Origin of the sequence: Phenylobacterium zucineum HLK1, from assembly GCF_000017265.1 — a bacterium.
Classification (GTDB): Bacteria; Pseudomonadota; Alphaproteobacteria; order Caulobacterales; family Caulobacteraceae; genus Phenylobacterium; species Phenylobacterium zucineum.
The window spans coordinates 1-12,586 of sequence record NC_011143.1; the positions used below are offsets into that span (position 1 = coordinate 1).

13 protein-coding genes are annotated in these 12,586 nt (G+C 66.8%); 12 read left to right on the top strand and 1 reads right to left on the bottom strand.

The window, feature by feature from the left end; genetic code table 11:
- The 3 genes from PHZ_RS19525 (at position 1) to PHZ_RS19535 (ending at position 4,597) form a co-directional block, all read left to right on the top strand.
- Complete coding sequence (locus tag PHZ_RS19525; protein ID WP_012520244.1) at positions 1-1,086, top strand: replication initiation protein; 1,086 nt, start codon at positions 1-3, stop codon at positions 1,084-1,086.
- 1,191 nt (positions 1,087-2,277) lie between these two features.
- Positions 2,278-3,483, top strand: coding sequence for an AAA family ATPase (locus PHZ_RS19530; RefSeq protein ID WP_012520245.1), 1,206 nt, complete (start codon positions 2,278-2,280; stop codon positions 3,481-3,483).
- A 94-nt stretch (positions 3,484-3,577) separates the two neighbouring features.
- Positions 3,578-4,597 carry a ParB/RepB/Spo0J family partition protein gene (locus PHZ_RS19535; RefSeq protein ID WP_012520246.1) on the top strand — a complete coding sequence of 340 codons (1,020 nt, stop codon included), beginning with the start codon at positions 3,578-3,580 and terminating at the stop codon, positions 4,595-4,597.
- A 9-nt stretch (positions 4,598-4,606) separates the two neighbouring features.
- Here the strand turns inward: PHZ_RS19535 and PHZ_RS19540 are convergent, their stop codons facing one another.
- Positions 4,607-5,092, bottom strand: coding sequence for a thermonuclease family protein (locus PHZ_RS19540; protein WP_187149130.1), 486 nt, complete (start codon positions 5,090-5,092; stop codon positions 4,607-4,609).
- Positions 5,093-5,229: 137 nt separating this feature from the next.
- Here PHZ_RS19540 and PHZ_RS19545 point away from each other — a divergent pair, with 137 nt between their 5' ends.
- The 9 genes from PHZ_RS19545 to PHZ_RS19580 all read left to right on the top strand — a co-directional run bounded on the left by PHZ_RS19545 (position 5,230) and on the right by PHZ_RS19580 (position 12,491).
- Positions 5,230-5,988: a LuxR family transcriptional regulator gene (locus PHZ_RS19545; protein WP_012520248.1), complete on the top strand. Its 759-nt coding sequence runs from the start codon at positions 5,230-5,232 to the stop codon at positions 5,986-5,988.
- 67 nt (positions 5,989-6,055) lie between these two features.
- Positions 6,056-6,766, top strand: coding sequence for an acyl-homoserine-lactone synthase (locus PHZ_RS19550; RefSeq protein WP_012520249.1), 711 nt, complete (start codon positions 6,056-6,058; stop codon positions 6,764-6,766).
- Between the two features lie 19 nt (positions 6,767-6,785).
- Entirely contained in the window at positions 6,786-7,448 is a 663-nt protein-coding gene (locus PHZ_RS19555; RefSeq protein ID WP_012520250.1) for a lytic transglycosylase domain-containing protein, read from the top strand.
- Between the two features lie 25 nt (positions 7,449-7,473).
- Positions 7,474-7,803, top strand: a complete 330-nt coding sequence (locus PHZ_RS19560) for a TrbC/VirB2 family protein (protein WP_041374460.1) — start codon at positions 7,474-7,476, stop codon at positions 7,801-7,803.
- 12 nt (positions 7,804-7,815) lie between these two features.
- Positions 7,816-8,151, top strand: a complete 336-nt coding sequence (locus PHZ_RS19565) for a type IV secretion system protein VirB3 (protein ID WP_012520252.1) — start codon at positions 7,816-7,818, stop codon at positions 8,149-8,151.
- Positions 8,144-10,549, top strand: a complete 2,406-nt coding sequence (locus PHZ_RS19570; protein ID WP_012520253.1) for a VirB4 family type IV secretion/conjugal transfer ATPase — start codon at positions 8,144-8,146, stop codon at positions 10,547-10,549. Before PHZ_RS19565 ends, PHZ_RS19570 begins: the two co-directional genes overlap by 8 nt.
- A complete protein-coding gene (locus tag PHZ_RS19575) occupies positions 10,546-11,301 on the top strand; it encodes a type IV secretion system protein (RefSeq protein WP_012520254.1) in 756 nt (251 codons plus the stop codon). The genes PHZ_RS19570 and PHZ_RS19575 overlap by 4 nt, the downstream gene beginning before the upstream one ends.
- 29 nt (positions 11,302-11,330) lie before the next feature.
- Positions 11,331-11,549: a hypothetical protein gene (locus tag PHZ_RS23855; protein WP_407946780.1), complete on the top strand. Its 219-nt coding sequence runs from the start codon at positions 11,331-11,333 to the stop codon at positions 11,547-11,549.
- A 3-nt stretch (positions 11,550-11,552) separates the two neighbouring features.
- Positions 11,553-12,491, top strand: a complete 939-nt coding sequence (locus PHZ_RS19580; RefSeq protein WP_012520255.1) for a type IV secretion system protein — start codon at positions 11,553-11,555, stop codon at positions 12,489-12,491.
- The last annotated feature ends 95 nt before the right edge of the window (positions 12,492-12,586 follow it).

Here is a 12,586-nt window from a genome sequence, read left to right on the forward strand (position 1 = left end):
ATGCGGGTGGCGCACGCTTTGCGCGCGCGTGACGGCGAGGAGTTCGCCAAGCCCGGCAATCTCGTTGAGGTCCGGTTCGTCAAAGGCCAGTCGCTGAGCCTGACGGCGTCGCGGCTCCTGGCCCTGATGATCCTGACAGCGGGCGGCGACGCCTGGCGGCCCGTGGCGCACAAGATGCGCAAATCCGACATCCGTCGCGGCCACAAGGGCAACGAGCGCATCGCCGACATGCTCGAGGAGCTTCATCGCACCCTCTTCGCCATCGATGATCTGTCCTGGCGGGGTCGTAAGGCGACGAAGCGCTTTCCGTTGATCCAGTCGTCACGCGAAGAGGTCGAGGAGGACGGGGGCGAGCGGGGTTGGATCGAATGGGAGTTCACCCCTGACGCGCGCCGGCTCATCAAGGAGTCGGAGACCTACGCGGTGTTGAACCGCCAGGCGGTGCTGGGCTTCCGTTCGACCTACGCCCTCAGGCTCTACGAGATGGGCGCCCTGCGGATCCATCGACGGCAGTCCACCTGGCGCGGGGACATGACCGCCTTGAGGGCCGCCTTCGGCATTGCGCCCGAACTCTACAAGGACTTCGCGCAGCTGCGGCGCAAGGTGCTGGAGCGCGCCAAGGCGGAGATCGACCAGCTCGCCCACTTCACCGTGGACTGGCGCGAGATCCGCCGCGGCCGGGCTGTCGTGGAGATCGAGTTCTTCTTCCTGCCGAAGGATGCGCCCGAGCAGCTTGCCACCGTAGCTGAGAACGAACGTCATTCAGCGGGACGCCGCGCTCGGCGGGAGTATGCGGTCGAGGTGGTGGTCCCCGCAACGGCTCTGCCGGAGCCGGCCGCTGTGCCGGCGCGCGTGAAGGCGCCTTCGCCGCCCGCCTCAGACGGCTTCCCGGAGGGCTCGATCCGCTGGTCCAAGCCGTTCGCCGAGATCGCGCGGGTTCATGGCGGGGGCTGGGATCTCGACCTGATCGCAGGCGCCTACCGCGAGCAGATGGGCGAGCGTCTGACGAAGCTCTCGGGCGCCAAGCTCGTGAAGTCCTGGACCGGCTTCTGCCAAGCGTTCGCCGCGCGTCGGGGGCGCCCCTGAGCTGCAATTGTACGGGTGCAATTGCCGCGCGCCCTCGCCTGCCCTCGTTCACGCGTGGCTGGCCGCACCGAGGCTCGGCATCCAAAGCTCCGGCGCGAGCCTTCCGTCCGGCCTGCATTATTCCGCCGCGTGCTTCAGGTTCGCGTCGGGCGGAAGCTTCCGACAGCGAGACAGGGGCGCCAGATGATCTGAGCCGTCGGTCACGTTGCGCAGCCAGACCGTGTCACGATCGACCGCGACTACCTCGAAATGCGGGTAGAGGTTCTCGCCGCATCGGACCTGGTCTCCAGGTCGAATGTGTTGAGGGCCGTTAGGTTCGGGATGGATGGAGAAGACGTGTGAATAGCTGGAGGGGAACATACTGACCTCCGGCCAAATATGGGGTGGCGGGCGGGACAATGACAGGGCGCAAGTCCCCCGGGAGCGGGGTCGGGGCGTGCCCAGATGGCAGGATCGCCCGAATTGCACCGGTGCAAGAGCGGGCGATCTAGGCGCCCCCAGGCGGTCAGGGGCCGCGAGACTGGCGTTCAGTCTCCAAGGGCCACCGCTGCCATCTCGGCCAGGGCGATGCGTTGGCGAGCACGCCTAAGCCTGTTTCCAGTAGGCTTCGGCAGAGACGTGATTGCACCGGTGCAATCACGCCTTGGCGGCTCGGGAGAAGAGTGGCTCAGGCCTCGATCATCACCCAATTGCACCCGTGCAATCCGGACCTGCCCACGGCGCGAGGCAAGGAAAATCGATGTTGCTGCTTCTACGCCGGCGCGATGGCGACGATGCGGCCGGTCATGAGCCGGCGGATCGCTGGGCCCAACAAGGGCGCCGGCTGCGGCGACAGGCGCGGAGAGGTCGGCCTCGCTTGCACCGGTGCAATTCTTCGGCCGCGCTTACGGCCAATTCGCCGTTGGGGAGGTGCTGCACGCCTGTGCTCTACGCTTGGCCCCCACGAGGTCAGCCCGAAGGTGCCACGAGGGAATCGGCCTAAGCTCCACGCTCAGCTTGGCTGGTAAGATGGGGCGCTGACGCCCCCCGGGAGGTCAGGATGACGTCTCGTCAACATGCCAGAATCGGGCTTTCCTTGCCGACCAGCGTTAACGACTGGTTTACCAAGCGAAAATACACCGTCTTGCCGGCAGCTTTCGCTTTTCTGCGCCCGATGCGCAGATTTTCGAAAGTGGCGAGGAGGCCTAGCTGATGTCGACCAACCTGGCGGAAACCCCTGCAGCCTCCCTTGCGGGTCCGGTGGCCCAGCTGGCCCGCCGGGCGACGGCGGTCGTATCCAACCTTCGCGATACGGCGAGGGCCGCCCGGTCGGGCGCCCGACGCGAGCCGACGTTCTCCATCAGCGAAGCTGCGCGGCTGGTCGGCCGCACACCTGCGGCGATCCGTGAGGCGGAGAAGGACGGCCGGCTGCCCGAGCCGCCGAGGACCGAGACCAATCGGCGGGTCGGCTACACCCTGGCCCAGGTCAACGACATGCGCGGCGTGTTTGGCACGCGGCCCTGGCGTGCGCCGGACGATCCCTGCGCAGTCATCGCTGTGCAGAACTTCAAAGGCGGGGTCGGCAAGTCGACCCTCTCCGTCCATCTCGCCCAATACCTTGCCATCCAGGGCTACCGTGTCGCGCTGATCGACTGCGACAGCCAGGCTTCGGCGACCACGCTCTTCGGCTACGTGCCCGACCTCGACCTGGGCGAGGACGAGACCCTCTACCCATTCCTTCGCTACGAGGAGATGACCTCCCTCGACTATGCGCTGAAGAAGACGCATTTCGACGGGCTGGAGCTCATCCCCGCGAACCTGCGCCTCTTCCAGTCCGAGTACGAGCTGGCGGCGCGCATGGCGCGGGGAGGGGGACGTCTGCTGGATCGGCTCGCTCAGGGAATCGCTTCCGTCGCCGACCGGTTCGACGTGGTGATCCTCGACCCGCCGCCGGCGCTCGGAGCCATCTCCCTGTCGGTTCTGCGCGCCGCGAACGCCCTGGTGGTGCCCGTGCCGCCGACGGTCATGGACTTCTCCTCGACGGCCGCCTTCCTGGCGATGCTGGATGAGACGCTGGAGGAGCTGGCGACCCGCGATCTCGCGCCGGCCCTGAACTTCATCCGCGTCGTGGCCTCCAAGGTTGACGAGAACAAGTCAATGCAGAAGGAGCTCATCGCCCTGATGCGGCAGGTGTTCGGCCACGTGATGATCCGGACGCCGCTCAAGGACTCGGCCGAGATCGACAACGTCACCGCCCGTCTGATGACGGTCTATGAGCTCGACGGCCCCATGACCAGCAAGGCCGTGCGTGATCGCTGCCTGACCTATCTCAACGGCGTAAACGACGAGATCCTGGTGGATATCCGGGCGACCTGGCCCAGCCATGCGGGACGCCTTCGCAAGGAGGGCTTGGCATGAGGGCATCTATTAAGCGCGCCCCTGCCCACGGGGTGCAAAAGGCCTCGCACATCAGAAATTGCACCCGTGCAATCGCGCCGGGGAGGGAACGGCGATGAGCAAGAATCGCGGCTTTGCCGCCGGCTTGGCCGGCGCGCTGGACGACATCGAGGCGCCGCCGCCCGAACCTCAGGGCCGGCTCGGCATCGGCGTGCTCGCCGGACGGAGCAATCGTCTGGCCGAGCTGGCCTCGGGCGCCGTCGTGGCCAGGACCCTGGAGCAAGTGGACCCCGCGCGCTGCCGGATATGGGCGGAGCATAACCGCGACTACGCCCGTCTCGACGAGACGCGCTGCGGCGATCTGATCGAGAGCCTGAAAGCTCAGGGCCGCCAGGAGATGCCGGCCATCGTCCGGCGGGTGAAGGACGACCCCGCGTACGACTTCGAAGTCATTTGCGGGGCTCGCCGCCACTGGTCAGTGAGCTGGCTGCGGGCGCACAACTACCCGGAGTTCCGGTTTCTCGTCGAAATCCGCGAGATGACCGATGAGGAGGCTTTCCGGGTCTCCGACCTGGAGAACCGCGCGCGAGACGACCTCAGCGACATCGAGCGGGCGCGTGACTATCTCCGCGCCCTTGATCGCCATTACGAGGGCCGCCAGAAGACCATGGCCCAGCGCCTCAACGTCTCCGAGGCCTGGCTCAGTCGCTACCTGGACCTGGCGAGGCTGCCGGGCGACTTGGTCGCGGCCTTCCCGGATCCGCACGCCCTGCGCATCAAGCACATCACCTTCCTGAAGCCGCTGCTCAAACCCGACGATCGCCGGACGCGGGTTCTTGAAGCCGCGCGCGAGCTTGCGGAGCGGGGAGGGGAGGGCCTGTCGCCCCAGGACATCATCCGAAGGCTCGCACGGGCCGCGGACGCCCCCAAGAAGTCAGGATCCCCCAAGAAGTCAGGATCGGCCGAGCCGGCCGTGGTGCGCAACGCCGCCGGCGCGCCGGTCCTGCGCGTCGATGGGCGCAGGCGCAGGGAAATCCGCCTCACGCTCCTGACGGGCGCCGGCGCGACGCGCCAGGACGCGGAAGCCGCGCTTCGCGACCTCCTGGACCAGCACTGGCCTGCGACGACTGGCTGACCCAGCCGGCTAATCCGCCCGCGCCGGCGCGTTTAGCCCCAGCCGCGCTTTGCGAGCCGCCGATTCCGCGGGCGCGTAGTGGCCGCCGGAGAATTTCGGCCAGTCCACCGCCAGACCGGCCGCCACCACCTGCTCGGCGAGGTCCTCACCCGCCGCGCCCTGGCATCGCGCGACAATCCGGTCGTGCGAGCGCCCGCCCGTATCTATGCAGCGGACCGGCCCTTGGCTCAGAAGTTCGGACATCAGGCGGGTGGCTTGCCGGCCGAGCGGCGTGTCCGCCTCAGGCGCGTCGATGCCCCAGAGCCGGATGCGTGTCGGACCTAGCGCCAGGGTGTCGCCGTCGATCGGCCGCGCGGGGCCGGCCAGCGGGGGCGGGGAGGGGGCCGCGGCCGAGATGTCCCGGGTCAGCTGCGGACCGACCCAGACCGCGAGGAGCCCGAAACTCGCGAGGAACAGCAGGCCGCCCGCTGGACTCGCACGCCGTGCATGGCCCAACTTAGGAATCATTCGCAAATTAACCACGCCAGAGTATTGCCGCCGTAGCGCAACCCAGGGTACATCTTGTTTGTCGGCACAGCCGATGGGGTTGGAGGCTTCAGTCGCGCCGCGTGCGCCGGCGCAGGAGCTCGTCCGTGCTGCGTCCAGAGCATGATATCGCTCGCAGAGCCTTCGACACCATCAACGACGCCCAGCAGGTCGAGAGTATCCCAGAGCTTGAGGCGGTGTTCGCCAAGACCCTGGAGCCGCTGGGCGTCGACGTCTTCGTGGGCGTTCAGATCGCAGACCCGCTGCGCGAACGTCACGTGGAGGTGACCTTCGGGCGCACCCACGCGGCGTGGCAGGCGCATTACGAAGCCCAGGGCCACGCGGCGCGAGATCCGATCGTGCGGGAGATGCTGCGCTCGACCGAGCCGCTGTTCTGGAGCGACCTTCCCGCGCGGCGTGGCGCGCTCAAGCCCGACGAAGCCCGTGTCATGGAGGAGGCCCGCTCCTTCGGCCTGAACGAGGGTCTTATGACGCCGCTGCACCACGTCGACGGCTCTGTCTCGGCGGTGCTGATGATGGGCGAGCGCCTCGCGTCGGACGCGCCGGATACGCGCGCGGCCCTGCACCTGCTGTCGATCTACTACGGGTCTCTGGCGCGCAAGCTGCGGCAGAGGAACGACGGCGGCGAGCCCCAAAAGGCCAAGCTTAGCGCTCGGCAGATCGAGTGCTTGCGCTGGGCCCGTGAAGGCAAGAGTTCCTACGTGATCGGCCAAATCCTCAGCCTTTCCGCCCGCACCGTGGACGAACACCTGGCGAGCGCGTGCCGGAAGCTTGGTGTCCATACCCGAATGCAGGCCGTGGCGCAGGCCCTATTGCTCGGGCTGCTGGAAACGACAACCCCGTAGACTTGCGGGGTCGCCCGTTTGCGGCGGCCCGCACAACCATCGGCTGAACCCACACCGAGGTCCGCCGATGAAGGTCCACATCGTCACCGCCGCCAACCGCGACCGCTACGGCCGGGAGCTCGACCAAATGCACCGGCAGCGGCACGAGGTGTTCGTCGGCGGTCTCGGGTGGACCGAACTGGCGCGGCGGGACGGGCTGGAGCGAGACCAGTTCGACGACGTCTCCGCCGTCTACCTCCTGGCCATGGAGAACGGCGATGTCCAGGGCAGCCTGCGCCTGCTGCCCACCTGGCGCCGGTGCATGCTGACCGAATGCTGGCCCCAGTCCGTGACGCGCGGCCAGGCTCCGCGCGGGCCCGGCGTGTGGGAATGGACGCGCTGGTGCCCGGGCACCCTTGCGCGCCCCAAGACCCTTGTGCGGGCCCGTCGGGCCCTGATCCTCGCGGCGCTGGAGTTCGCGCGCAGCCGCCTGATCGAGACCTACCTCACCTACTGCGACACGAAGTTCCTGGGTCAGCTCGTGGAACTGGGCTGGTCTCCGGAGCCGCTGGGCCTTCCGCAGCCCTACGGGCAGGGCCAGGCCGTCGGGGTCGCGTGGCCCGTGGAGGAGGACCTTCTGGAGCGCACCCGGGCGCTCTTCAACGTCCGCGACCCTGTCGCGCTGGAGGTTCCGGCGAGAGGCCGCTTCTCGGCGCCGGTTTGGATGCTGGAGCAGCTGCTGGAGGCTCAACCGGACGCCGAGGTCACCTCGCCGCTCACCACCAGGCTGGCGGCCTGAGCCGAGGGGAGGGGGACCGATGCTCATCGAGCTTTCCGCGGCCCTGGCTCTGGCGCAGCAGTGCGCGCCTGGCGTCGCACCTGAGACGTTGCTCTCGGTCGTCCGCACCGAAAGCCGATTCAACCCCCTCGCCATCAACGTCAACAGCGGGGTGAGACTGGCTCGCCAGCCGCGCAGCAAGGCCGAGGCCGTGCGCATGGCCGAGACCCTTCTGCGCACGGGCGCCAACTTCGACCTCGGCCTTGGCCAGATCAACAGCAAGAACCTCGGCTGGCTGAAGCTCTCCATCGAAGACGCTTTCGAGCCCTGCGCCAACCTGGCGGCGGCCGGACGCGTCCTGCAGGCGAACTATGCGACGGCGTCGCGCAACTTGAGCGACCCGCAGGGCGCGCTCCGGGTGGCCCTCTCCCTGTACAACACCGGGGACGCTGGCCGCGGCTTCCGGAACGGCTACGTGGCGAAGGTCGAAGCGTCCGCCAAGACCGTGGTCCCGGCGATTGCTGTCGCGGCGCCCGCGCTCGCGGCCGACCAGCCGGCTGATCCAGCGCCTGCCCTGGCGGAGCCCCCAACGGCTGCAGTTCGACTGACGGCCGAGCCGCCGCCCCCACCTAGCTGGGACGTCTTCGCGCGCCAGGCCGGCGGCGAGCGCCTGGTGTTCGGCGGACAGCCGCAGGTGCGCTGACGTGATCGAGAAAGGGAGATCATCCATGAAGACCTTGGCCGCCTCGAGCGGTGGAGCCCTGCGGCGCTACGGCGCTATCGGGCTGATGGCGGGGCTCTTGAGCCTCGTCCTGTTCGAACCGGCGCTCGCCCAGACCGCGGGTTCGAACGTCGAGGGCTTCCTGCAGAACATCGTCGACTTGCTGACGGGCAACATCGCGCGGCTCATCGCGATCATCGCCGTGGTGCTCCTAGGCTTCAGCGTCATGTTCGGCCTGCTCGATGTCCGCCGCGCCGGCGTGGTCATCCTCGGGATCGTCGTCGTCTTCAGCGCTGCCTGGGTCGTGGGGCAGATCACCGGGGGGGCGGTCGCCTAGGGAACGTGCGCTATGCCGGACGAGCCGCTCACTGAAGACATGCTGTTCCTGGCCTGCACCCGCCCGGCGATGCTGCTCGGCGTGCCGCTGGAGGCCATGAGCGTCAACATGATCCTCACCGGGCTGATCTTCCTGGCCGGCGGCACGCCCCTCTACCTGCTCAGCGGCGTCGTGCTGCACGTCCTGTTCCGGGCGATCGTCAAGAACGACCACAACGCCTTCCGGGTGCTGTTCATCTGGTTCGACACCAAGGCCCGCGCCCGCAATGGCGGCTGGTGGGGCGGCAGTTCGATCGCGCCGCTCCCCGTGCGCCGCCGCTACCGTCCGGAGGAGGTCGCCCATGGCTGATGGCAGCCAAGGTCTCATCACCGAAGTCGTTCGGACGCCGCAGCGCGTAATTGGCCGAGAGCAGGCGCTCGGCCGGCAGCTGCCTTACGCCCGGCACGTGACCGACACCATCATCGCCTTGGACACCCGCGCGCTGATGATGTCCTTCCGGCTCGATGGCGTGTCGTTCGAGACCGCCGACACCCGCGACCTCAACGATTGGCACGCCAAGCTCAACGGGGCCTGGCGCAACCTGGCCGACGACCGGCTGGCCGTGTGGACGCACCTCGTCCGTCGCCTCGATACCGGCTATCCCGAGGGCGACTTCCGCTCGCCGTTCGCCCGCCGGCTCGACCACGCCTACCGCGAACGGATCTCGCGCACGCGCCTCTTCGTCAACGAGCTCTATCTCACCCTTGTGCTGCATCCGGGCTTCGGCGCAGGCGAACGGCTGACGGGGATCGTCGCGCGTTTGAAGCGCGCGCGAAAGGCCGGGGCCGAGGTGCAGCCCGAAGCGATCGAGCGGCTGCAGGAGAAGGGGAGGGACCTCGAGCAGTACCTCGCCCGATACGGCGCCCAGCCGCTCGGCCTCTACGAGCGTCGAGGCCTCGCCTTCTCCGAGCCCATGGAGCTCCTCCACCTTCTGCTCACCGGCCGCCATCAGCCGATGCCGCTGGTGAGCGGACACCTCGGGCGCGCGATCTATTCCAGCCGGGTGATCATCGGCCGCGAGAGCCTGGAGATCCGCGAGCCTGGCGAGCAGCGGTTCGCGGGCATGTTCGGGGTCAAGGAATACCCCGCCACCACCCGTCCGGGACTCTGGGACGAGCTCCTGAAAGCCAAGTACCCGTTCGTGGCCACCCAGTCCTTCAGCTTCCTCTCCAAGCCTGCGGCCAAGGCAGTGATGGAGCGGCGCCAGAACCAGATGGTCCGAGCGGGCGACCGGGCGGCCTCTCAGATCGAAGGACTCAGCGAGGCCATCGACGAGCTGGTCAGCAACCGCTTCGTCATGGGCGATCACCAGTTCTCGCTCCTGGTCTATGGCGAGACGCCGAAGCGTCTTCAGGACCACATGTCGCTCGCCCGCGCCACGCTAGCGGACTCCGGCGTGCTCGTGGCCCGAGAGGACCTGGCGCTTGAGGGCGCGTTCTGGTCGCAGTTTCCGGGAGCGTTCAGCTACCGCACGCGTCCGGCCGCCGTCACCTCGCGGAATTTCGCCGCACTGGCGCCGTTCCACACCTACCCTGCGGGGCGCCGGAGCGGCAATCACTGGGGCGCGCCGGTGGCGCTGCTCCGCACCTCGGCCATGTCGCCGTTCTACTTCAACTTCCACACCGGTGACATCGGCCACACCTTCATCTGCGGGCCGACGGGGAGCGGCAAGACCGTCGTCCAGAACTTCATGCTGGCCCAGATGGAGAAGCTTGGGGCTCAGCAGATCTTCATCGACAAGGACCGGGGTGCGGAGATCTTCGTGCGGGCCTGCGGCGGAGCCTACCTGCCCCTCCGAAACGCCGCGCCCACAGGCTTCGCGCCGTTCAAGGCGCTCGAGTACACGCCCGCGAACCTGCTCTTCCTGGGCCAGCTTGTCCGCAAGCTCGTGACGCCGGCCGACCGGCCGCTCACCGTGCAGGAGGAGCGGCGCATCGACGACGGCATTCAGGCCCTGGCGCCCCTGCCGCAGGCCAACCGCTCCTTGCAGGCGCTCAGGCAGCTCCTGGGCCAACGCGACCCTGAGGGGATTGGCGCACGGCTGGAGCGCTGGACCCGCACGGGGCCGCTGGGCTGGGTGCTCGACAACGAGGCCGACGAGATGAGCCTCGAGGGCCGGTTCCTCGGCTTTGACATGACGGACTTCCTCGACAACCCGGAGGTCCGCACGCCGATCATGATGTACCTCTTCCACCGCATCGACGCGCTCGCCGACGGCCGCCGCCTGGTGGTGGATATCGACGAGTTCTGGAAGGCGCTCGGGGACGAGGCCTTCCGCGGCCTGGCTCAGGACGGCCTGAAGACCTACCGCAAGCGTAATGCGATGATGGTGTTCGGGACGCAGAGCCCCTCCGACGTGCTCAAGTCGCCGATCGCGCCCACCATCGTGGAGATGTGCGCGACGAAGATCTACCTGCCGAACCCCTATGGCTCGGCCAAGGACTACGTCGAGGGCTTCGGGCTCACCAATGAGGAGTTCCGGCTGATCCGCGAGGAGTTGGCGCCGGAGTCGCGCCAGTTCCTGGTCAAGCAGGGTCACAACTCCGTTGTGGTGGAGCTGAACCTCAACGGCCTCGATGACGAGCTCGCCATTCTCAGCGGACGCACCGAAACCGTCGAACTCCTCGACCGCATCCGTGCCCGCCACGGCGACGATCCGGCTGTTTGGGAGCCGATCTTCCACATCGAACGAAGGAGCCTGCGATGAGGCGTCCCATCCTACTGACTGCGACCGCGCTGCTCGTCGTCACCGCGTCCGCCCCCGTCCGGGCCGAGATGGTCGTCACGGACCCAGGCGCTTACGCAAAGATGCTCGACCAGATCCGGGAGGCGCAGGCGCAGCTTTCCCAGCTCCAGGAGCAGGTTCGCCAGGGCACTGAGATCATCGGGCAAGGCCAGCGGCTCTACGACAGCCTCAACCAGATCTCGAACGTCAACAGCATCGGCGGGCTTCTGAACACGCCTGCCGTTCGCACGCTGCTGCCCGCTGAGTTCTCTGACGCCCGACGGCTGATGAGCGGCGATCTCCAGGACCTCGGGTCGCTTACCTCACGCGCGACCACCATCCGCGACTCCAATCGCATCTATTCGCCGACTGATAGCGCGGGGATCAGCCCGGCCGAACGGTTCTATCGCGACACGTTGGAGAAGGCGGGCGTCCGGGCAGCACGTGACATGGCGGTGGGCGAGCGCGTCACCCAAACCGCGGATCAACGTCTGCAAGGCCTCGAACAGCTTCGTGAGGCCCTCAGCACTGCACCCAATGCCCGCGCCGTCCTCGATCTCCAGGCGCGCATCGATGCCGAGACCGCCATGATCCAAAATGATCAAATGCGGCTTCAGGGGGTCGCGATCATGCAAGCGGCAGATGAGCGTTTGGAGGCGCAAAGGCAGAGGGAAGCCTCGGCCAGGCGGCACGATGAGGCCCAAGCCTTCTGGCGGAGCCTGTACTCAAAATGAGGCCGTGGGCGCTCCTAGTTTTTACGACGATGCTCTGCGGGTGTGAACGGTCAGCAACCTACTTTGCGGAGAACCCTGCCGTTGCGAAAGAAGTCTTAGAAGACTGCAAGCGAGGAGCGCATGGCGGTCCAGAGTGCCAGAACGCTCAAGCGGCTGAAGCTAATGCACGTCACGAAGCTGCTCAATCGGTGTGGCGGAGCATGCAGCATCCGACAAATCAAGGGTCAGAACCGCGGCGAGAGAGGTGATCTATGGCCGGCGTGTTCGATCCAGCCTACGACTACGTCGATGGTCAATTAGACCAATTTCTCAATCAGCGCCTGAGTGACGTAATAGCTGAGGTGGATGGACCACTACGCGCGGCCCTTCTGCTTTACGTGGTTCTCTACGGCTTGGCGGTGCTTCGCGGAATGATCAACGAGCCCATAATGGAGGGCGTTGGTCGGATGATTAAGCTCGCCTTCGTCTACACAGTCGCTACCACAGTTGCGTATTCGGACTGGGTCACCGAACCGCTCTTTCACGATCTTCCGAACTCATTGGCTCGAGCAATCAGTGGAGGAAACGTCCAGACGATCGGCCAAGCCTTCGACGACTTTCTCGGGCGCGGATTCGAGCTAGCAGAAAGCTGCAGCCAAAGCGCCAACATGATGGACCCTGTCCCGTGGATAGTGGCGCTGCTCATCTACGGCGTGACCGCCCTCGCGGCCGGACTTGGGTTCGGCATCACGATGCTTGCAAAGGTGGCTCTGGCGCTACTCGTCGCGGTCGGGCCGATTTTCATCGCGTGCATACCGTTCGAAGCGACGCGGAAGTACTTCTGGGGTTGGGTGTCGCAAGGCGTGAATTACTTGCTCGTCTTTGCGCTCATAATCGCTGTCTTCCAGCTTGTTCTCGCATTGGTGCAAAACCAATGGGGAATGATTACTGCTCAGCCAGATCCCAAAGTCGCTGGCCTTGTGTTCTCCGTATATGGCGTTCTAGCGGCGATCTTCTTCTTGCAGGTCCCCAACATTGCCACCGGTATTGCAGGTGGCGCAGCCGCTGGACTCCGCGACTTCGGCCGATCTGGAGTTTGGGCGACGCGAGCGGCCTCCAAGATTAACGCGCCCTCGCTGCCGAAGTGGGGCGGCGGAAGCGGCGGGTCCGTCAGCCGAAGCTCGTCAAACAACTCCCGACGCGCAGCTTAGGAACATGCCATGACTTCCAAGTTCCTCGTTGTTTGTGCCGCACTGCTCCTCGCTGCTTCCAGCACATCCAGCGCAGTAGCCCGCGACAAGCCGCG